This is a genomic window from Myxococcus sp. SDU36 (assembly GCF_030168875.1).
GTDB lineage: Bacteria > Myxococcota > Myxococcia > Myxococcales > Myxococcaceae > Myxococcus > Myxococcus vastator.
In genome coordinates this window covers 4,722,863-4,743,043 of record NZ_CP077414.1, presented here as the reverse complement: position 1 = coordinate 4,743,043, position 20,181 = coordinate 4,722,863, and the positions used below count along the sequence as shown (strand labels likewise).

14 protein-coding genes are annotated in these 20,181 nt (G+C 70.1%); 8 read left to right on the top strand and 6 right to left on the bottom strand.

Features of this window, described 5'->3' with window-relative positions; all coding sequences use genetic code 11:
* Positions 1–68: 68 nt before the first annotated feature.
* From KGD87_RS18685 to KGD87_RS18665, 5 genes are all read left to right on the top strand, one after another.
* Complete coding sequence (locus KGD87_RS18685; protein ID WP_163780857.1) at positions 69–716, top strand: hypothetical protein; 648 nt, start codon at positions 69–71, stop codon at positions 714–716.
* Between the two features lie 75 nt (positions 717–791).
* Entirely contained in the window at positions 792–1,988 is a 1,197-nt protein-coding gene (locus KGD87_RS18680) for an acetyl-CoA C-acetyltransferase (RefSeq protein WP_284661557.1), read from the top strand.
* A 29-nt stretch (positions 1,989–2,017) separates the two neighbouring features.
* Complete coding sequence (locus tag KGD87_RS18675; protein ID WP_163780860.1) at positions 2,018–2,233, top strand: hypothetical protein; 216 nt, start codon at positions 2,018–2,020, stop codon at positions 2,231–2,233.
* A gap of 164 nt (positions 2,234–2,397) precedes the next feature.
* On the top strand, positions 2,398–2,595 hold the full coding sequence (locus KGD87_RS18670) for a hypothetical protein (RefSeq protein ID WP_013938428.1): 198 nt from the start codon (positions 2,398–2,400) through the stop codon (positions 2,593–2,595).
* A 149-nt stretch (positions 2,596–2,744) separates the two neighbouring features.
* Positions 2,745–3,476: a DUF1751 domain-containing protein gene (locus KGD87_RS18665; RefSeq protein WP_284661556.1), complete on the top strand. Its 732-nt coding sequence runs from the start codon at positions 2,745–2,747 to the stop codon at positions 3,474–3,476.
* 18 nt (positions 3,477–3,494) lie between these two features.
* On the opposite strand, the gene KGD87_RS18660 is transcribed toward KGD87_RS18665, so the two are convergent.
* The gene (locus tag KGD87_RS18660) at positions 3,495–5,132 is read right to left on the bottom strand and encodes a sigma-54-dependent Fis family transcriptional regulator (protein WP_163780864.1); all 1,638 of its coding nucleotides are present in this window, start codon (positions 5,130–5,132) and stop codon (positions 3,495–3,497) included.
* A 142-nt stretch (positions 5,133–5,274) separates the two neighbouring features.
* Between KGD87_RS18660 and KGD87_RS18655 the strand changes: the two genes are divergently transcribed.
* Both KGD87_RS18655 and KGD87_RS18650 read left to right on the top strand, forming a co-directional pair.
* Positions 5,275–6,150, top strand: a complete 876-nt coding sequence (locus KGD87_RS18655) for a dioxygenase family protein (RefSeq protein WP_284661555.1) — start codon at positions 5,275–5,277, stop codon at positions 6,148–6,150.
* 31 nt (positions 6,151–6,181) lie between these two features.
* Positions 6,182–6,805 carry a YceI family protein gene (locus KGD87_RS18650; protein ID WP_284661554.1) on the top strand — a complete coding sequence of 208 codons (624 nt, stop codon included), beginning with the start codon at positions 6,182–6,184 and terminating at the stop codon, positions 6,803–6,805.
* Positions 6,806–6,912: 107 nt separating this feature from the next.
* Here KGD87_RS18650 and KGD87_RS18645 read toward each other — a convergent pair whose 3' ends face one another.
* From KGD87_RS18645 to KGD87_RS18630, 4 genes are all read right to left on the bottom strand, one after another.
* Complete coding sequence (locus KGD87_RS18645) at positions 6,913–12,993, bottom strand: DUF6982 domain-containing protein (protein ID WP_502887945.1); 6,081 nt, start codon at positions 12,991–12,993, stop codon at positions 6,913–6,915.
* Between the two features lie 126 nt (positions 12,994–13,119).
* Positions 13,120–14,511, bottom strand: a complete 1,392-nt coding sequence (locus KGD87_RS18640; RefSeq protein ID WP_284661552.1) for a peptidase MA family metallohydrolase — start codon at positions 14,509–14,511, stop codon at positions 13,120–13,122.
* A 57-nt stretch (positions 14,512–14,568) separates the two neighbouring features.
* Positions 14,569–15,786 (bottom strand): threonine ammonia-lyase, encoded by a 1,218-nt coding sequence (gene ilvA, locus KGD87_RS18635; RefSeq protein ID WP_284661550.1) that lies wholly within the window; start codon positions 15,784–15,786, stop codon positions 14,569–14,571.
* A 114-nt stretch (positions 15,787–15,900) separates the two neighbouring features.
* A complete protein-coding gene (locus KGD87_RS18630; protein WP_284661549.1) occupies positions 15,901–17,130 on the bottom strand; it encodes a Glu/Leu/Phe/Val family dehydrogenase in 1,230 nt (409 codons plus the stop codon).
* A gap of 71 nt (positions 17,131–17,201) precedes the next feature.
* Between KGD87_RS18630 and KGD87_RS18625 the strand changes: the two genes are divergently transcribed.
* Positions 17,202–17,720 carry a helix-turn-helix domain-containing protein gene (locus KGD87_RS18625; RefSeq protein WP_284661548.1) on the top strand — a complete coding sequence of 173 codons (519 nt, stop codon included), beginning with the start codon at positions 17,202–17,204 and terminating at the stop codon, positions 17,718–17,720.
* A gap of 4 nt (positions 17,721–17,724) precedes the next feature.
* On the opposite strand, the gene KGD87_RS18620 is transcribed toward KGD87_RS18625, so the two are convergent.
* Positions 17,725–20,157: a DEAD/DEAH box helicase gene (locus tag KGD87_RS18620; protein WP_284661547.1), complete on the bottom strand. Its 2,433-nt coding sequence runs from the start codon at positions 20,155–20,157 to the stop codon at positions 17,725–17,727.
* Between the last annotated feature and the right edge of the window lie 24 nt (positions 20,158–20,181).

Below are 20,181 nucleotides of genomic sequence, written 5' to 3'. Positions count from 1 at the left end.
TTGACCTCCCTCATCCGGCTCCTCGCGCCCGTGGCGCGCGGGGCGATGCACCTGGAGGTCGTCCCCTCATGAATGTCCTCGCCGAGCTGGGCATCGTCGTCGCCGGCCTGGTGCTGGCGCTCGTGCTGCTGTCCATGAATCTGTGGCGCGGCATCCTCTTCCTCTTCCCGTCCAGCGTGCGGGTGGAGCCCGAGGCGCCCGCGGACCAGATGGATTTGCCCCTGGAGCTGTCGGGGCGCGCCAACCAGCTCCAGGCGCTGGGCTTCGTGCCGCTGGGCAGCCACGAGGAGAAGCCGCGCCTCCAGCGCGCCACGCGCTCCTACGATTGGGCCCATCCGGGTGAGCGCGTCTTCGCCACGCTCCATACGGGGCAGGGCGGCGTGCCCCGGCTGTACCTCCTCACCCCCCTGGCCTCCGGGGGCTTCGTCATCACCGCGGACTACCGGCGCCCGGCGCTGGAGGTCCCCGGCGTCTACCTGACGGGTTCACTGGAGGACGCTCCCCCGGACCGCCTGCTGCGCGCGCACCTGCGCCGCCTGGACGGGCTGCGGCCCGCGGGGGAGTTCACCTGGGAAGGCCGGGTGGCCGCCGGGCGTTCCTGGTACCAGGGGCTCGGCCGCAAGGAAATCCGGAAACAGAACCTTCAAGGTTTGTTGTGGACCGTCATCGCGCTTGCCATCGTCGCCAGCGCTTTTTTCGGGCAGCGCGCGCCCTAGGGCCGCCCGTCCCACACGTCACGACGTCACGGCGCGCGTGCACCGCGCGCCCCATGAGAGTAGGTAGACGACACCATGAAGAGCGTGTCCAAGAACGAGGAAATCTACTTCCTGTCCGGCAAGCGCACCCCGTTCGGTACCTACGGGGGAAGCCTGAAGGACCTCAGCGCCACCGACCTCGCCGTGGAGTCGGCGAAGGCCGCGCTGGCCCAGGCGAAGGTGTCTCCGGAAGACGTCCAGCACGTCGTCTACGGCAACGTGGTGCAGACCAGCGCGGACGCCATCTACCTGCCGCGCCACGTGGGGCTGCGCACCGGCGTGCCCGTCCCCGTGCCCGCGCTGGGCGTCAACCGGCTGTGCGGCTCCGGCTTCCAGGCCTTCGTCACGGCGGCGGAGCTGATGCTCACCGAGCAGGCCTCCGTCGTGCTGGCCGGTGGCACCGAGTCCATGAGCCAGGCGCCCCACGTCATCCGCGGCGCCCGCTGGGGCCTGCCGCTGGGCAAGGGCAGCCTGGAGGACATGTTGTGGACGGCCCTCACCGACAGCTACACGGGCCAGGCCATGGCGCTCACCGCCGAGCAGCTCGCGGTGGACTACTCGCTCACGCAGGAGCAGGTGGATGACTACGCCGTCCTCACCCAGAAGCGCTTCGCCGCCGCGCAGGAGGCGGGCCGCTTCCAGGATGAAATCGCCCCCGTCACGCTGAAGACGAAGAAGGGTGAGACGGTGGTGTCCCGGGACGAGCACAACCGCCCGGAGACGACGGTGGAGAGCCTGCGCAAGCTGCCCAAGGTCTTCAAGAAGGACGGCGTGGTGCACGCGGGCGCGGCCAGCGGTATCTGCGACGGCGCCGGCTCCATGGTGATGGCCACCGGCAGCTTCGTGAAGCAGCACGGCCTGCAGCCCATTGCCCGGCTCGTCAACTGGGGCGTCTCCGGGTGCGACCCGAAAATCATGGGCATCGGCCCGGCGCCGGCCATCCGCCAGCTGCTGGCGCGCGCCCAGTGTCAGCTGTCGGACATTGACCTCTTCGAGGTCAACGAGGCCTTCGCGCCGCAGTACCTGGCGGTGGAGAAGGAGCTGGGCCTGCCCCGCGAGCGCACCAACGTCAACGGCGGCGCCATCGCCGTGGGGCACCCGCTGGGCGCGTCGGGCGCGCGCATCACCACCACGCTGGTGTACGAGCTGAAGCGCCGCGGTGCCCGCTATGGTATCGGGTCCGCTTGCATCGGTGGCGGCCAGGGCATCGCGGTGCTCGTCGAGGCGCTCTGATGGCACAGGACCTCCAACCAGGACGCGAGATGAGCAACGAGGTGGACGCGAAGACGGCGCGTGAGCGGGCCAAGGCCATCGCGGAGCAGCGCCGCGCCGAGCGTCGCAACCGCAAGCGCAAGTGCGTGGTGTGTGGCGTGGAGGAGAGCGACAAGACGCCCCTGACGGCACACCCCGAGGGCATTGGCCCGGCCTGCAAGGACGAGGTCACCTGCCTGTCGCGCAAGGCCGCCAGCAGCCGGTGAAGCTCCAGCCCCCGGGCCCGCGCGCTCCGTGCGAGGCCCGGGAGCAGACCCCTCGGGTGGGGCGCCCAGGACACGCCAGGGCCGGATTGTCGGGCCCGATTCTTGATAGCGGAATCGTCTCGGGGTAAACGTCCAGAATCTCCTGGTTTATGACGAGGGTCGGAATGGGCGTTATCAGCTTCACGGGCGTCAAGGTGTTCTCCACCACGCTCGCGCGTGACCGCGAGAACATGGGTGAGAACATCACCAAGTGGCTCAAGGAGAACTCCAACCTCGAGGTGGTCGACAGGGTGGTGACGCAGTCCTCCGACAAGGAGTTCCACTGCTTGACCATCACGCTCTTCTACAAGCCGAAGGCCTGATCGGCCGCGCGGCGGTTGACGAGGCGTGGGTGTTCGAGGGCGCTCTCCCCGGTGTCGGGGATGGGCGCCCTTCGTCATTTGGGGTTGCGAAGCGAGCGATGTTCCACCACCTTTGGACGGCTCTGGGCAACGAGAGGATGGTGTACTGAATGCGACCGATGAGGGGCTTCGGAGGCGGGGGCGGCGGCATGGGACTGCCCGGCCTGGAGACCACGGCGGCCAAGTTGGCGGTGGCGCTGGTGGCGGGCTCCGTGATGTTCCACCTCACGAAGTCGCAGTCGGGTGGCTTGCTGCTGCTGTTCCCGGACCTGGTGTTCGGGAGGCTCTTCCTGTGGCAGCCGCTGACGTACGCCTTCATTGAGTCCAGTCCCATCGGCATCATCTTCGGCGCCATCATCACCTGGTCCATTGGCGGCTACCTGGAGTCCATCTGGGGCGGCAGGCGCCTGCTGATGGTGGCGTTGGGCATCGCGGTGAGCGCGGGCCTCATCACCTCGCTGCTGGCCATGCTGGTGCCTGGCGCGACGGTGCAGGCGTACGCGGGCGGCAACGTCATGACGTCGGTGCTGTGGGTGTCCTACGGACTCACCATTGGCCGGGGGCAGACGAACTTCTGGGGCCTGCCACTGTCGGGCAACGCCCTGGCGGGCGTCGGCGCGGGCTTCGTCGTGCTGTCGGCCATCACCAGCGGCTGGCAGACGCAGGTGCCGGACCTGCTGGGCTTGTGCATGGCGTTCGCCTACGTGCGTGGCGCCAGCCCGCGCAGGCTGTGGCTCCACCTGCAGCACTGGCGGCTGCAGCGCCAGTTGAAGGGCCGCTCCAAGCACCTGCAGGTGGTGCGGCCGAAGGACCGGCCGGACCGGGACCAGTACCTCAACTGACGCCGGGCTCTTTGCGCCTCAGTGGGCCGCCTCCGGGTGGCCGTACTGCTTGAGCTTGCGGTAGAGCGTCGCCACGCCGATGTCGAGCTGCTCGGCGGTGCGCGCGCGGTTGCCGCCGTTCTGCGCCAGCACCGCCAGGATGTAGTGCTTCTCCATGTCCTCCAGCCGCTGTGGATTGCCGGTGGGTACCAGGCTGGGGGGCGCGGCGCGGACCTCCTCCGGCAAGTCGTCCCGCTCCACCCGGGTGCCCTCGCACAGCGCCACCGCGCGCTCCACGGCGTTGCCCAGCTCCCGCACGTTGCCGGGCCACGCGTAGCGCAGCAGCTGGTCCGCCGCGTCCGGGGACAGGCCCGACACCCTGCGGCCCAGGCGCTCCGCGGCCTCGGCGAGCAGCAGCCGCGCCAGGGGGAGCACGTCGTCGCGGCGCTCACGCAGCGGCGGAATCTTCAGCTCGATGACGCGCAGCCGGTAGTAGAGGTCCTGGCGGAAGCGCCCCTGGCGGACCTCCTCCGCGAGCTCGCGGTTGGTGGCGGCCACCAGCCGCACGTCCACCTTGCGGCTGGCATTCTCGCCCACGCGGCGCACCTCGCGCTCCTGCAGCACGCGCAGCAGCTTGGCCTGCATGGACGGGGGCACCTCGCCCACTTCATCCAGGAAGAGGGTGCCGCCATGGGCCGCTTCGAAGAGGCCGGCCCTGTCGTGGGTGGCGCCGGTGAAGGCGCCTCTCGCGTGGCCGAACAGCTCGCTCTCCAGCAGGCTCTCCGTGACGGCGGCGCAGTTGACGGCGACGAAGGCCTTGTGCGCGCGGCCGGACTCGTCATGGATGAGGCGGGCGATGCGCTCCTTGCCCACGCCGCTCTCCCCCGTGACGAGCACCGTGGAGTCCACCTTCGCTCCCCTGCGCGCCAGGTTGATGATGCGCTGCATCGCCTCCGAGCGCGCCACCATGCCCGCCGGGTCCTCCGTCACGCCCGCGCGCGCCAGCGACTGTCGCTTCGCGCGCAGCTTGCGCTCCGCCTGCCGCAGCGCCTCCGTCACCTGCGCCAGCATGCCCTCCATGCACTGCGTCTCATAGAGGCGCAGCACCTCCGTGCACTCGGTGCTCCACTCCTCGGCGGGCCGGCCCACGTAGTGGCAGGCCGCGTCGCCCTTGCCCACGCAGCGCAGCTCCGTGCCGTAGATGGGCTTGCCGTTGACGTAGCTCATGTAGCCGGACGCGAAGCCGGTGAGGCTCCAGCACACCGGCTGGTCGGACTGGCCCAGGTGCAGCAGGTGCTGCTCGGCTTCATAGGAGTCGCGCCACTGCGCTTCGGCGAAGGGCTCCGGGCCCTCGTCCGCGCGGCGCTGGACGGGCTCCACCCGGACCTGCCCCTGGAGGGTGTGCAGCCGCCCTCCGGCACGGCGCCACAGGGATTCGTCCTGCCAGGGCACCGCGCCCTTCATCGCCTCGGCCGTGCGCCAGCCGTGCGCGTAGCCCAGGCGCGTGAAGGTGCCGCGCGCCGCCGTCATCCCCATCAACCCGATGAGCTCCTTGCGAAGCAGCCCCAGCGCCACCGGGTCCATCAGCAGCACGCGCTGGTCCCCGAAGTGGATGAGCCCGCCCCCCGGCTCGAAGGACAGCAGCTCACTCAAGTCCAGCTCGAAACGGCCACCCACGCTGTACGGCTCCTTCCAGAATGAGTTGAGTCTCTATCGTTTTGAGAGCCCCGTTGCACGGAGGGTTTTCGGAGTGGAGCAAATCCAATAGGTTGGAGTTTGGGGTGTCGTGGTCCTCCGGTTGCATTAGAAAGCGGCCGTCATGGGCGACGAACTCGACAGACGCGGGGTGCTTCAAGGCGCGGCGGCGGCCGGGGTGGCGGGCATGTTGGGGACGGGTGGCCCTGGCGGCGGCCAGGCCGTGGCCCCCGCGGCGTTCATCTCCCATGGCTCACCGATGGTGGCCCTGGACGCGGATGCCTATCCGCAAGCGCTGCGGCGCTTTGGCGGCGAGGCCCAGGCGCGGGCCCTGGTGGTGGTGTCCGCCCATTGGGAAACGCCCGGCGAGGTTCGCGTCACCGCCAGCGCGCAGCCGCCCCTCATCCATGACTTTCATGGCTTTCCCGATGCGCTCTTTCGGCTGCGCTACGGCGCGCCGGGTGCGCCGTCACTGGCCGAGGACGTGGTGGCCCGGCTGAAGGCGGGCGGGTTGCCCACCGTGGCCGACGCGGAGCGTGGCTGGGACCACGGCGCGTGGGTGCCGCTGCTGCATGCCTTCCCGGAGGCGAAGCTCCCCGTCGTCCAGGTCTCCATGCCGCTGGGCGCGAGCCCCGCGGACATCGCGCGGATGGGCGAGCTGCTCCGGCCGCTGCGCGCGCAGGGCGTGCTGCTGATGGGCAGTGGCGGCATCGTCCACAACCTGCGCCGGCTGAACTTCCATGAGAAGGCGGCGTCCGTCGAGCCGTGGGCCGCGGCCTTCGATGCGTGGATTGCGCGGAAGCTGGAGGCGCGAGACTTCAATGGCCTTCAAGCCTGGTTGGAGGCACCGAACGCGCGGCTCGCGCATCCAAGGGCCGAACATTTGATGCCGCTCTATTTCGTCCTCGGAGCTGCCCTCCCCGAGGACCGCCTCACCCCCGTATTCGAGGGCTTCCATCACGGAACCTTGTCCATGCGCAGCTTCGCGCTGCGCGCCTGACTTCGCTGTATCTCCCAGGAGCACACCCCCGATGAAGACGTCCATGAAGAGCGCCGTTGCCCTGTTTTTCGCCCTCCCGTCCCTCGCGCTGGCCTCCAACTGGAATGTGGATGACTCGCACTCCAGCGCCGGCTTCTCCGTCCGTCACATGATGGTGTCCAACGTCACCGGCTCGTTCAACGTGAAGAGCGGCACGGTGAACCTGGATGACAAGGACATCACCAAGTCCAAGGTCGAGGCCGTGCTGGACGCGACCACCGTCAACACCGGCAACGCCAAGCGCGATGCGCACCTGAAGGCTCCTGACTTCTTCGACACGGCCAAGTTCCCGGAGATCACCTTCAAGTCCACCAAGATCCAGAAGGCGGGCCAGGGCAAGCTGAAGGTCACCGGCGACCTGACCATGCACGGCGTCACCAAGCCCGTCGTCCTGGACGTCACGGGCCCGTCGAAGGAGTCCAAGGACCCCTGGGGCAACACCCGCACGGGCGTGACGGCGACCACCAAGCTGAACCGCAAGGACTTCGGCCTGGCCTACAACCAGGCGCTGGAGACGGGCGGCGTCGCGGTGGGTGAGGAAGTCACCGTGAACCTGGACCTGTCGCTGGTGAAGCAGGCGGACGCCGGCGCCCCGGCCGCGACGGACAAGAAGTAGTCCTTCGTTTCTCCTGAAATGACGGAGGGGCCTCCCACGGTGGTGGGGGCCCCTCTTTCATTTGCGGGGCACGGTGGCCTCGCCCGTCCTTCGTCGGACGCGTCCGCTCAGCCCTCGGCCACCGCCTGCACGCTGGAGCGGTAGATGAAGATGCGCGCGGTGTTGGTGCGCTGGTCGGCGGGGATGACGAAGAAGCCCGGCGTGCTGCCCTGGAAGTCCTGGGAGAAGCCCGCGACCTGACGTCCGTCGTTGAAGGTGACCCGAATCTTCTGACCCTCCGCCTGCGGCTGACGCGCACCGGCGGCGAGCATGAAGAAGATGGCCTTCACGCGCTTGCCCTGAATCTGCTCGGCGGCGAAGCCGCTCTGCTGCTCCAGGGAGATGACCTCGTCGAGTAGGTCCGCGTCGCGGATGGTGCCGCGCTTCACCTGGCCTTCGACGGTGTGGATGATGACGCGGTGCTCGCCTTCGACGAAGGAGGTGAGGGCCGTGCCTCCGACGATGGCGGTGTCGTCGAAGAGCGGCTCACGCTCCACGGCGATGCGGTTGGCGGGCGCGGCCGGCATGACGACGGCGGTGTGCTGCGGCTGCGCGGCGGTGGCCAGTGAGGCCGCCTGGGCGAAGTGCGCGGGTGCCGGCGCGACGACAGGGATGGCGGCCATGGGGGCGGGCGGCGGCACCACGGCTTCTTCCTCGACGTCGATTTCGGAGACCTCCTGCTCGAGTTCCATCGAGACTTCTTCTTCCTCGATGGGCGTGGCCTCGGTGAAGTCCTGCGCCTGCGCGCCGAAGGGGCTGTCCGTGCTGGCGGCGGCCCACTGCGACGTCACGGGCGCGCTGTCCTGCATGGGCTCGGCCTCCCACTCGGAAGCCTCTTCAATGGGCTCGGCCTCCTCCATGACGGGCTCCACGTCCACGGAGGCGTCATTCCACTCCGCCGAGGCGGGCGTGGCCGTGTCCGCGAGGGAGACCTCTTCGGCGGGCGCTTCGTTCCAGTTCGCCGTCTGCTCCGAGGACCACTCGGTGGTGGCGGAGGCGTCCCGGGCCGCGCCGGTGTCGTGGTGGGTCGTGAACCCATCCGCGCTCGCCGTGTCCGGGGAGGGGGACGCCCACTCGCTGGCAGGCGCGTCACCTGTGGGCGCGTTCCATTCCGAGGCCGCGGGGACGGTGTCGGCGGACGTGTCCCATTGCGAGGCGGCAGGTGCGCTCGTTGAGGCCCATTCGGCGGCCGGAGCGGCTTCCTCGATGGGTTCCGCCCACTCGGCCTGGACCTCCTCGGTGGCGGGCGTGGACCACTCCGCGTGGGGGGCTTCCGTGGGCGTTGCCCACTCCGGCTGAGCATCCTCCACCGGAGCGGCGGCCCACTCGGCCTGGACCTCCTCTGCTTCGGGAGTCGCCCACTCGGCCTGCGCGCCTTCCGCGGGGGCGGCCCAGGCGTTCTGGGCGGCTTCGGGCGTAGACGTGGCCCACTCCGGCTGGGCGGCGGTTTCGGTGGCGGGCGTGGCCCACTCGGCCTGGACTTCCTCGGTGGCGGGCGAAGCCCATTCCGATGCCGGTGCGACGGTTTCGGTGGCGGGTGTGGCCCACTCGGACTGGCCTTCCTCGGTGGTGGGCGAGGCCCATTCCGACGCCGGTGCGGCGCCTTCCTCGGGAGTGGCCCACTCGGCCTGGACTTCCTCGCTCTCGGGCGAAGCCCACTCCGACGATGCGGCGGCTTCGGCCGAAGGCGTGGCCCACTCGGCCTGGGCTTCCTCGGTGGCGGGCGAAGCCCACTCCGACGACGGTGCAGCGCCTTCCTCGGGAGTCGCCCACTCGGCTTGGGCTTCCTCGGTGGCGGGCGAAGCCCACTCCGACGATGCGGCGGCTTCGGCCGAAGGCGTGGCCCACTCGGCCTGGGCTTCCTCGGTGGCGGGCGAAGCCCACTCCGACGACGGTGCGGCGCTTTCCTCTGGAGTCGCCCACTCGGCCTGGACTTCCTCGGTGGCGGGCGAAGCCCACTCCGACGAGGCGGCGGTCTCGGCTGCAGGCGTCGCCCACTCGCCTTGAGCCTCTTCCGTCGTGGGCGAGGCCCATTCCGACGGTGCGACGGCTTCGGCAGCGGGCGTCGCCCACTCGCCTTGGACCTCTTCTTCAGCCGCGGGCGAAGCCCACTCCGGCTGCGCGGCTTCCGCGGGTGCCGCGGCCCAGTCGGTCTGCGCCACATCGGTCGCGGGCGCAGCCCACTCAGCCTGGGCTCCATCGGTCGCAGGCGCAGCCCACTCAGCCTGGACTTCCTCGCTCTCGGGCGAAGCCCACTCGGGCTGAGCATCTTCACCGGGAGCGGCTTCGGTCGCAGGCGTAGCCCACTCAGGCTGCCCGGCGTTTTCCGTAGCGGGAGCGCCCCAGTCGGTCTGCGCGGCTTCCGCCGCAGGCGTCGTGGCCCACTCGGGCTGTGCGGCGACCTCTTCGACAGGCGTGGCCCACTCGGACTGCGCGGCCTCGGCGCCCGGCGTCGTCCAACCTGCCTGGGCATCCGTGGTGGCGTCACCGGTTTCAGGCGCAGCCCATCCGGCCTGGACCTCGGTCGCCTGGGCGGGATTGGCCCACTCGGCTTGTACTTCCACCGGCGCTGCTTCGGACGGAGGGGCTGACCCATCGGCCTGAACCTCAGCGGGCGCGGCCTCAGAAGCCTCGGCCCACTCGGCCTGGACTTCCACGGGCGCTGCTTCAGTCGACGCCGTGTTCCAGCTCTCGCTCGGAGACGCTTCAGCCGTGGCCCACTGGGTCTGGCCTTCCTCGGCGGTCGGCTCCGCCCACTCCGCCTGGAGTTCGACGGTTTCCGAAACAGGATCCTCCCAGCCTGCATACGCATCGCTGGAAGCGGCCTGCTCACCAGAAGGGGCCCATTCCGTCTGCGCCGCTTCCACAGCGGGCGGCTCGGAAGTGGAGGCCCATTCAGGCTGCAGCTCGATGGTGCCCGCGTCACCCTCCGCCGTCGCCACACCGCGCTCATCAGTCGGCGCGAAGTGGCCGTGGGCCAGGAACTCGTTCGCCGCCGCGAGAGGCACGGCCTCTTCGGGGTTCCCGCTCAGGTCGAACATCTCCTCGGAGGAAGGCGTGCGCGCGGAGTGCCCTGCGGACGCATGCGGCGGCTCTCCCTCCACCTCGAGCGTTTCCGCGTGGAGGTCCGGACCCACCTGAACCGGCCGAATCTCGAGCGACGGGACATCCGACGCCGCGAAGGGCGCAGCCCCCTGCGGGAAGTCCACTTCGGGAGCAGCGGCCTCCGTATCGACGTCGATGACCTCGAGCGTGGGCTGCTCGCTCCCGGCATCCGCGGCCTGGAACGATGCTTCTTCCTCTGCGTATCCGGGCGCGGACTCGACATCGATGACATCGAGCGAGGGCTCGTCGGACGCAACCTCGGCCGCGTTGAGCTCCAGCGTCGGGACGCTTCCCTCCTGCGCGGGAGACGCTTCGCTCACCTCAGAGGCATCGAGCGCGATTTCGGCCGACTGCGGCTCGGCGACGTCGGAGGCCTCCAGGGAAATCTCCGCGGCCGACTCGATGGGAGCGGACTCGGCGACGTCCGTGGCGTCGAGCGTGATTTCGGAGGGCGAATGGGCAGAAGCCGATTCGGCGACATCAGACGCATCGAGAGCGATTTCGGGCTCGCTCATCTCGGCTGCGTCGAGGACGAGCTCCGAACCGGTAGAGGCTTCGTCCGAGTTTTCGTAGGTGCCGTGAGCCGTCTCGATGACAGCCACTTCGCTGACGTCGGAGGCCGCATGCTCCATTGTCGCGAAGTCTTCGGCCGCGTCCGTGCTGCCCCATTCGTTGGATGCCAGCGCCGTGTCACTGACGTCGGCGGCGTCGAGTGCCACTTCCGGATACGCCTCGGCTGTGGCCGACTCGCTCGCTTCGGACGTCGTGAACGCGTGGTCGCTCACGGCCGTGTCGCTGACCTCCGGGGTGTCGAGCACGGCTTCGGTGTACGGCTCGCCAGCGGCGGTCGCGTCGCCTCCGCTGAATGCAGTCTCTGCGTAGGGCTCGAACGAGGCGGCTTCGCTGCCGTAGGTGTCGGAGGGCGCGGCCTCGGCGACGACTTCGCTGTCGGCATCCGCGGCCGTCAACTCAGGCTCGGGCGCGGACGTTTCGACGACATCCGAAGCCGAGCGCGCAAACTCGGGAGCGGCTGCGGTCGTGCCGCCTGTCTCGGAGGGGGTCAGCGCCACCTCGGGATAGGCCTCCGCCGTCGCGGCATCGCTGACGTCGGCCGTCGCGAAGTCGGTCGCAGGGTAGGTCTCCGCCGTCGCGAAGTCCGTCGCAGGGTAGGCCTCCGCCGTCGCGAAGTCCGTCGCGGGGTAGGCCTCCGCCGTCGCGGCATCGCTGGCGTCTGCCGCCGCGAGCGCCGTCTCGGGAGCGGCCTCCGCCACGGCGACATCGGAAGCGTCGAGCGCGATTTCGGCGGGCGCGTTGTCGTCGCCCGTTGCAGTCCCGGCAGCCGCGTCGAGCGCCGTCTCCGGGGCGTGCTCAACCGCCTCGTCGCTCACGTCGGCTGCATCGAGCGCAATCTCGGCGGGCTGTGCCTCGTAAGTATCGCCCGCGCTGAAATCCGTCGCGCCGTGGTCAGCCGTCACGTCGGTCGTCGTGCCCGCGTCCCACGCCTCCGTCGTACCCGCCTCCGACGCTTCGACCATGTCGGAATCTTCGAGCGCGATTTCGGAGTCCGCCGCCTCCGGCTCCGCCATGGCGGCAACGTCGATGATGTCGCCCGCATCGGCGACGTCCACGTGCTCAGACTCGACGGCGAGCGGCGCGGAGGCCCACGCATCATCGATGGCGGCGGGAGACTGCTCGTGTGCCAGGACAGGCTCGCTGTCGGCGGTGCCGTCCAGCAACTCGACCTCGGAGGAGGGGACCTCCACTTCCGACGAGGGTAGGGCGTCGCCCGTGGGCGCCTCTGGTGCCGACTCGACCTCCATCGACATGTCGGCGAACGACGCCTCCAGGGAGGTCTCGGGCTCGGCGCTGGCGGTCACCGCCGGGGTGTCCGTGCCCACCTCCGAGAAGTCATCCTCCGCCACGTTCAGGGCTTCCGGCTGCGCCTCCTCGAACTCGGGCTGAGCATCCTGCTGGAGGTCCTCGGTGACGTCCGCGAACGACGCAGACGGATCATCCGCCGCCGGTTCCTCGTCGGCGGGCGTCGCCTCGATGGAGGGTTCCTGCTCATCACTCAGCGCGCTCTGCGCCTGGCCACCGGCGCCCGGCGTCATCCACGGCGCGGGCTCGCTCAGCGCGGGAATGTCGATGTCGTCAGATAGGCTGATGTGGTCTGGCTCGACAGCCGGCTGGGGCGCGGGAGCTGTGGGGTAGGGCTGCTGCACGGACTCCGCGGCATGGGCCTGCGGATCCTCCTGCCACGCTTCGGCAGCGCCTTGGGCGTAGCCCGAATGCGGGTCATGCGCCTGCTGCGCGTAAGCCTGCGCGTTCGGGTCGTAGCCCTGCTGCGCGTAAGCCTGCGCATTCGGGTCATACGCCTGCTGCGCATACGCCTGAGCGTTCGGATCGTACCCTTGCTGCGCGTAAGCCTGCGCATTCGGGTCATACGCCTGAGCGTTCGGGTCATACGCCTGCTGCGCATACGCCTGAGCGTTCGGGTCATACGCCTGCTGCGCATACGCCTGAGCGTTCGGGTCATACGCTTGCTGCGCATACGCCTGCGCGTTCGGGTCATACGCCTGCTGCGCATACGCCTGAGCGTTCGGGTCATACGCCTGCTGCGCATACGCCTGCGCGTTCGGGTCGTAGCCCTGCTGCGCATACGCCTGAGCGTTCGGGTCGTACCCCTGGTTCGGGTCGTAGCCGGCGGGGTAGGGGTACCACTGGCCATCAGCCGCGTAGTAGCCCTGGGGCTGCTGCTCATAGCCGGCGGGGTAGGGGTACCACTGGCCGTCCGCGGCGTAGTAGCCCTGGGGCTGCTGCTCGTAGCCGGCGGGGTAGGGGTACCACTGGCCGTCCGCGGCGTAGTAGCCCTGGGGCGCGGCCTGCTGCTGCCAGGCGGCGGCGTCCGCGGCTGGCGCGTCATCCACGCCCAACTGTGCGCGCAGCTCGTTCCAGCGAGCCTCCTCCACCGGAGACAGGCTTCCCAGCTTCCGCTTCTCATCGAGGAAACGGAATTCTCTCATCGCTGCGCGCGTGTCCGACATCCGTCACCTTGCTGCGGACAGCGTACCGCCGAGCTTCTGTCGCAGCGTAAATAGAGGGGGCTGCGAGTCTAGGGGACTCCCGGGAACGGGTAAACCAATTGGCCCGGGCCTGGCTGCCAGCCTCCCCTACTGGAGAGCGGCCCGGACGTCCTCGTCGAGGCTCGCCCGCGTCTCGCCGTAGTGGTCCGACAGGGCCTCGTCGATGGGTCTTCCCTGTCCCACCTCGCGGACCATCGTGAGGAACCGGCCCGTGCCGCCCCGCTTCACCAGCTCGCGGACCGCCACGGCGGAGGTGGCATAGGCGACCGTCGGATTCCGCTGCATGATGAGGGACGAGCCCTCCATCTGCGCCAGCTTGGGCAGGGCGTTCGCCTTGGCGGCCTGGGCCATGTAGTTCCGGACCGACCGCTGGGGGTCCTCGACACCCAGGTAGCGCCACTCGACGTATTCGGCCAGTCCCTCGTTGAGCCAGATGGGGAGGTTGTTGCCGTAGCCGCCGCAGAAGTCATCCAACGCGGCGTGGACGTACTCGTGGACCAGGGTGGCCTTGGTCTGCTGTGTGAGCTCCGCGGCGTCGTTGATGCGGATGGCGTTGTCGGAATAGAGCCCGGCGACCGCTCGCGCCCTCGCCGCGCCGAAGTGCGTCTGGAACTCCGCGAGCGTGTAGAGGATGATGTCCACCGGCGCCTGTCGCACCTCGCCCAGCATGCTGCGGGTGAAGTCGTAGGCCTCGTCCAGCGCGGCGACGATGCGGCCCTCGTACTCCGCGCGCTGGCCGAAGTCGCGCTGGTTGTTGAAGTACTTGATGACGAAGCGGCTGTTGGAGCGCGTCCGCATGCCGTCCGCGCCGGTGCCCGACTCGTAGTTGAGGCTGGCCGAGCGCGTGGAGCCCCGGCCCTGGCCGGCCACCGCGGGCTGGGCTTCGACCATGACGGTGGGCCTCCCGCTCGTGGCGCCGTTCATCCGCAGCTCCAGGCGCTCCGCCTCCCGCCGCGCGGCGGTCTCCTCCGTCGTCTTGGCGCGGGCCTGCACGAGCAGCCGCTTCGCCTCCGCGGCCTCCTTCGACTTCGTCGGCACCTTCTCCAGCGCGGCCACTGCGCCCGCCGCGTCCTGCTCCTCCATCAGCAGCCGCCCCAGCTCCAGGCCGAAGGCGCCGTCCTTGGGGTACTGGGCCAGCCCCTTGCGCAGGGCGGCCTCCGCGGCGGCCCGCTGGTCCGTCTTCCGCGCGGTCCGGGCCAGGCACCGCAGCGCGCCCGCGGACTCTCCGTAGACAACGGCGCGCTCGCCCAGCGAGTACGCCATCACCGGGTCTTCGTCCCTCAACGCCTCGCAGCCCTTCTGGAGCGCGGTGGCGACGGTGCCCCGCTGCGCGGCGGGCACGTCCGACGCCTCGCCGGCCGAGAAGGCCAGATACAGCTCCTCCCAGGCGCGGCTGGCGGCGAGCGACTTCGCCTTCTGTCCGGGAGAGGCAGGGGCGGCGGTCAGCAGCAGGGCGGAGAGCAGGGCGGCGGGGCTCATGCCCTGAGTATCGCCGGACACGGGCGCAAGGGCGCAAGGCCCTGCCCCGGACGGCTGTCACTTGCGGGCCACCTGCCAGCCCAGCCGGTGGAGCGCGCGCTCCAGCTCCTCGATTTGCGCGGGCCCGGTGGTCTCCAGCGTCACCTCCACCAGGGTCTCCCCCAGGCCCGCCTTGGAGAAGGCGCGCTCGTGGTGGATCTCCACGACATTGGCGCGCAGGTCCGCCACCTGCGTGGTGAGCTTCGCCAGCATGCCGGGCCGGTCCGGCAGCCGGACCTCCAACTGCACCAGACGGCCGGCCTTCACCAGGCCGCGCTCGATGATGCGGCTGATGACGTTCATGTCGATGTTGCCGCCGCTGAGGATGATGGCGGTGCGCCGGCCCCGCGCGGCGGGAACGTCACCGCGGAGCAGCGCCGCCACGCCCACCGCGCCGGCGCCCTCCACCACGCTCTTCTCCTGCTCCAGCAGGGTGAGGATGGCGGCGGCAATCTCCTCCTCGTCCACCGCCACCACCTCGTCCACGTACTTCTGCACCATGGGGAAGGTGAGGTCTCCCACGCGCTTGACGGCGATGCCATCCGCGATGGTGGTGCCCGCGGCGGCCAGCAGCACGCGCTCGCCCGCCTCCACCGACGCCTTCATGCTGGCGATGGTCTCCGCCTGCACGCCCACCACGCGGATGTCGGGCCGCGTCTCCTTCAGCGCGCACGCGATGCCGGAGATGAGCCCGCCGCCCCCAATGGGGACGAGCACCACCTCCAGGTCGGGGCACTGCTCCAGCAGCTCCAGCCCAATGGTGCCCTGGCCGGCGATGACGTGCGCGTCATTGAAGGGGTGGATGAAGACGCGGTCCTCCGCCTTCTGGATGCGCAGCGCCTCCGCGTAGGCCTCGTCGTAGTTGGTGCCCTTGAGCACCACGCGCGCGCCGTAGTCATCCCGCGTGCGCGACACCTTGATGAGCGGGGTGCGCTCCGGCATGACGATGGTGGCGTTCACGCCCAGCCGCCGCGCGTGGTACGCCACGCCCTGCGCGTGGTTGCCGGCCGACGCGGCGATGACGCCCCGGCGACGCTCGTCCTCGGTCAGCGTCAGCAGCTTGTTGAGGGCGCCGCGCTCCTTGAAGGCCCCGGTGCGCTGGAGGTTCTCCAGCTTGAAGTACACCGCGGCGCACTCCGTCCGCTCCGTGAAGTAGTCCGACTGCGGGCACGGCGTGGGGCGAATGGCCGAGCGGAGGCGCTCGCGCGCGGCCTGGATGTCCTCAAGGGTGACCATGGGCGCGCCTCTATCGGATGCGAGCCCCGGGCGGAAGAGACACGAGGAGAGAGCGCGCTCCGCCGCCTGTCTGCCGCGCCGCGCCACGTCCAGGGCATGACACGGCGGGCCGCGTCAGATGCCGCGCAGCACGGTGGCCTTGCCCACCCGGCCAATCGCCAGGATGTACGCGGCCGTCCGCATGGAGACCTTCCGGGAGCGCGCCACCTGCGCCACGCGCTCGTAGGCCTCCTTCATGGACTTCTCCAGCTCCGCGTTGACGCGGTCCTCTTCCCACGACAGGTGCTGGAGGTTCTGCACCCACTCGAAGTAGCTCACCGTCACGCCGCCGGCGCTGGCCAGCACGTCCGGCACCACGAAGATGCCGCGCTTCTCGAACACCTCGTCGGCCTCCGGCTGCGTGGGGCTGTTGGCGCCTTCGATGATGAGCCGGGCGCGCACCGCGTGGGCGCTCTCCCGGGTGAGCACGTGGCCCAGCGCCGCGGGGATGAGGACCTCACAGTCCGCGCCCAGCACGTCCTCGTTGCTGCACGAAGCACCGCCGCCGAAGCCCGTCACCGTGCCGGTGCGCTTCACGTGCTCGAAGAGGGACGGGACGTCCAGGCCCTGCGGGTTGCGCACGCCGCCCAGCGCGTCCGACACGGCCACCACCACGCCGCCGTCCTCCCAGAGGAGCTGCGCGGTGTGGCTGCCCACGTTGCCGAAGCCCTGGAGCGCGAAGCGCGTGCCCTTCACCGGCATGCCCAAATCTCTCAGGATTTCACGCGCCACGTAGAGCAGCCCGCGGCCGGTGGCGGCCTCGCGGCCCTTGGAGCCGTACAGCTCCAGCGGCTTGCCCGTCACCACCGCGGGCGAGTGGCCGTGGTAGCGCGAATACTGGTCCATGATCCACGCCATCACCTGGGGGTTGGTGTTGACGTCGGGCGCGGGGATGTCGCGCGTGGGGCCGATGACGTCCTGCACCTGGTCTACGAACTTCCGGGTGAGGCGCTCCAGCTCCTTGATGCTCAGCTGGGACGGGTCGCAGGCGATGCCGCCCTTGGCGCCGCCGTAGGGGACATTCACCACGGCCGTCTTCCACGTCATCAACGAGGCGAGCGACGCGCACTCGTCCTGGTCCAGCATTGGGTGGTAGCGCAGGCCGCCCTTCATGGGGCCGCGGCTGTTGTCGTGCTGAATCCGGTAGCCGAGGAAGGTGCGAATCTCCCCGGAGTCCATTTCGATGGAGACCTGGACCTTCACCTCGCGCAGCGGCGTGGCGAGCAGCGTTTCGATGGGGGTGCCCACGTCCATGATCCGCGCGGCTTTGCGGAAGTAGTAGTTGGTACCCTCGACGGCGCTCATGTGTCGGCATGCTCCTGGATGGCGGCGCGCGCGACCTTAACAGAAGGGGTGCGCTACCATAGGAAACTGCCATGCCGCCCGAACCGCCGGACGCTTCCACCGTGAGTGGACACCTCCAGGGACTGGCCCGGCGCATCCGGGCACTGCGGGAGCGGCGGGGCCTCACCCAGGAGGACCTCGCCGCCCGCTGCGGCATCTCCGTGTCCTTCGCGTCCCTGCTGGAGCGGGGCGAGCGCAGCCCCAGCTATGAGACGCTGCTCCAGGTGGCCGCCGCGCTCCAGCTCCCGCTGTGGGAGCTCTTGCGGCTGGAGGACACGAAGGATGCGGGGGTCCACCGGCTGGAGGCCTTCGTCCAGGGGCGTGGCCTGTCCCGCGTGGACGTGGACCGGCTGCTGTCGGTGGCGGAGGTGATGTTCAACGCGCCCGCGCCCGCGCCAGCAACGGAGGACCTCCAGGTCGTCCGGCCGGAGCCCGCCCGCTGCGGCGAGCCCGGCTGCGAGAAGCCGGTGCTCGCCCGGAGCCTGTGCGCCGCGCACTACCACCGCGAGCGGCGCAGGAAGGCCGCCAGTCCAGGGACTGGCGGCACCTGAGGGACTACTTCCGCTTGGCCTGCTCCACCTTGAGCGTGCGCTCGCCGTGGGGCTTGCCGTGCGTGGTCTCGAAGGCCGCGACGTCCTCGTCGGCGACGAAGACGTACGCGTAGGTGGGGCGCAGGTCCGTGCGCAGCACCTTGCCGGCCGGAGCGCCCGCGGCCTCCAGCGCGGCGGCGACGCCCGCCTCGTCCAGCCCGTCCTGCTTGCCCAGGCCCACCCACAGGCGCGTCTGGCCGGGAACCTCCGGCAGGGCCTCCGTGCGGGGACGGCGCTCCGGGCGCGCGCCACGCGGACGGTGACGCTCCACCTTCAGCGCCTTCTCGCCGTGGGGCTTGCCGTTGACGGCCTCGAAGCCGGGCGCGTCGTCCTCGGCCACGTAGGCGTAGCCGTAGGTGGGGCGCAGCAGGGTGCGCAGCACCTTGCCGGCCGGAGCGCCCGCGGCCTCCAGCGCGGCGGGCAGCTTCGCCTCGTCCATGCCGTCGTCCATGCCCAGGTTGATCCACAGCTTCGCCTCGCCGGGGCCCGCGTCCGGGGACGGGGGCGGGCGGGGCGCGGCGTCACGCTCCGTGCGCGGCTTGCTCTTCTCCACGCGCAGCGTCTTGGTGCCGTGCTGCTTGCCGTTGATGGTCTCAAAGGCGGCGGAGTCCTCCTCCGCCACGAAGACATAGGCGAAGGTGGGGCGCAGCTCGGCGCGCACCACCTTGCCCACCGGGGCGCCCGCGTCTTCCAGCGCCGTGGCGATGCTGCCCGGCCCCAGGCCATCCGCGGTGCCCAGGTTCACCCACAGCTTCGCCTCGCCCGGACCGGCCTCCAGCGCCGCCGCGCCGCGGACACTCTCGCCGCCGCCGCGGACACTCTCGCGCCGCGCGTCGTCACGGCGGGGCCGACGCTCGCGCTCGGAGGGCTCGACGCGCTTCTCGCGCCGGTCATCGCGCTCACGCTCCCGGCGCTCACCGCCACGCTCCTTGCGCTCGCCGCGCTCGCGTCGGCCGCTCTCGCGGCTCTCGAACTTGCGCTCCTGCGGAGGCTCACGCCCCTCCGCCGCCATCGCCGCGGCGGCCTTCTCCATGCGCAGGTGGCTGAAGAAGTACTTCAGCAGGAAGGCGATGAGGTCGTCGGCGTCCGCGCGGGGCTTGAGCTGCGCGGCCAGCGGCAGGAAGCCCTCGAAGACGGAGCCGCCCGCGGCCTCCTGGATTTCGCGCACGTGGCGCTCCGTCCACAGGCGCATGGCCTCTTCCGGGGCCGGCATCTCGCGGTTGTCGAAGTTGATGCCGTACTTCTTCTCCAGCACGGTGTACGTGGCCAGCTCGCGCCCGGAGAAGAGGTTGATGGCGGTGCCCTTGTTGCCGATGCGGCCGGTGCGGCCCACGCGGTGCAGGTACACCGCCGGGTCCTCCGGCAGCGAGTAGTTGATGACGTACTCCAGGCCGGAGATGTCGATGCCGCGCGCCGCGATGTCCGTGGCGACCATGAAGGCCACCTCGCCGCGCTTCACCTTGCCCATGACCCGCTCGCGCTCCTTCTGCGGCAGGTCGCCATTGAGCAGCTCCGCGTCGAAGCCGTTGCGGTTGAGCACCGCCGTCACCAGCGCCGTGTCATCCCGCGTGTTGCAGAAGATGATGGCGTTCTGCGGCTCTTCCTTCTCCAGCACGTAGATGAGGTTGCGCGGCTTGGGGAAGGCGTCCGACACGTTGTAGCGGATGTGGTGGATGTGCTCCACCGTGAAGACGTCGCCTGACAGCAGCAGCGTCTCCGCGTTCGTCGTGTAGCGCGCGATGAGGTTCTGGATGTCCGTGGGGACGGTGGCGCTGAAGAGCAGCACCTGGCGCGTCTTGGGAAGGCGGTCGAGGATGCGCGTGACTTCCTCGTAGAAGCCCTGGTTGAGCATCTCATCCGCTTCATCCAGGACGGCGTGGTCACACGCGTCCAGCTTCAGGTTGCCGCGGTTGATGTGGTCGAACACGCGGCCCGGCGTGCCGACGATGATGGGGGTGCCATCCTCCAGCGCGTCCTCCTGCTGCTTCATGGAGGCGCCGCCGTAGATGGCCGCGACCTTCAGGCCCTTGTGCTTGCCGAGCGACCTCAGCTCGTCCGCGACCTGCAGGGCCAGCTCGCGGGTGGGACAGAGGATGAGCGCGCGGACGCGGCGCTCGTCGGCGGGAATCTTCTCCAGCAGGGGCAGGCCGAACGCGGCCGTCTTCCCGGTGCCCGTCTTGCTGCGGACGATGAGGTCTTTTCCCTCCATGGCGGGCTTGAAGGCGCGGGCCTGGACGGGGGTGGGGTTGGTATAGCCGACCTCCGCCAAGGCAAGGCGGATGGGCTCTGACAGGTTCATGTCGTCGAAGCCGATGTCCGCGATGTACTCGGCGGGACGCGTCGGGGCTTCGTCAGGCGCCGGACTCCCCGGCACGTTTGGCTCTTGGATGTCGCTCATCGGGCATGGGCATAGCCCCTGCAT

What these genes read in the sequence shown, in the direction of transcription:
- KGD87_RS18640 (WP_284661552.1), bottom strand. Translation starts at nt 14,511, where the DNA reads ATGAGCCCCGCCGCCCTGCTCTCCGCCCTGCTGCTGACCGCCGCCCCT.
- KGD87_RS18625 (WP_284661548.1), top strand. Translation starts at nt 17,202, where the DNA reads ATGCCGCCCGAACCGCCGGACGCTTCCACCGTGAGTGGACACCTCCAG.
- KGD87_RS18650 (WP_284661554.1), top strand. Translation starts at nt 6,182, where the DNA reads ATGAAGACGTCCATGAAGAGCGCCGTTGCCCTGTTTTTCGCCCTCCCG.
- KGD87_RS18620 (WP_284661547.1), bottom strand. Translation starts at nt 20,157, where the DNA reads ATGAGCGACATCCAAGAGCCAAACGTGCCGGGGAGTCCGGCGCCTGAC.
- KGD87_RS18670 (WP_013938428.1), top strand. Translation starts at nt 2,398, where the DNA reads ATGGGCGTTATCAGCTTCACGGGCGTCAAGGTGTTCTCCACCACGCTC.
- KGD87_RS18645 (WP_502887945.1), bottom strand. Translation starts at nt 12,993, where the DNA reads ATGTCGGACACGCGCGCAGCGATGAGAGAATTCCGTTTCCTCGATGAG.
- KGD87_RS18675 (WP_163780860.1), top strand. Translation starts at nt 2,018, where the DNA reads ATGAGCAACGAGGTGGACGCGAAGACGGCGCGTGAGCGGGCCAAGGCC.
- KGD87_RS18680 (WP_284661557.1), top strand. Translation starts at nt 792, where the DNA reads ATGAAGAGCGTGTCCAAGAACGAGGAAATCTACTTCCTGTCCGGCAAG.
- KGD87_RS18655 (WP_284661555.1), top strand. Translation starts at nt 5,275, where the DNA reads ATGGGCGACGAACTCGACAGACGCGGGGTGCTTCAAGGCGCGGCGGCG.
- KGD87_RS18665 (WP_284661556.1), top strand. Translation starts at nt 2,745, where the DNA reads ATGCGACCGATGAGGGGCTTCGGAGGCGGGGGCGGCGGCATGGGACTG.
- ilvA (WP_284661550.1), bottom strand. Translation starts at nt 15,786, where the DNA reads ATGGTCACCCTTGAGGACATCCAGGCCGCGCGCGAGCGCCTCCGCTCG.
- KGD87_RS18630 (WP_284661549.1), bottom strand. Translation starts at nt 17,130, where the DNA reads ATGAGCGCCGTCGAGGGTACCAACTACTACTTCCGCAAAGCCGCGCGG.
- KGD87_RS18685 (WP_163780857.1), top strand. Translation starts at nt 69, where the DNA reads ATGAATGTCCTCGCCGAGCTGGGCATCGTCGTCGCCGGCCTGGTGCTG.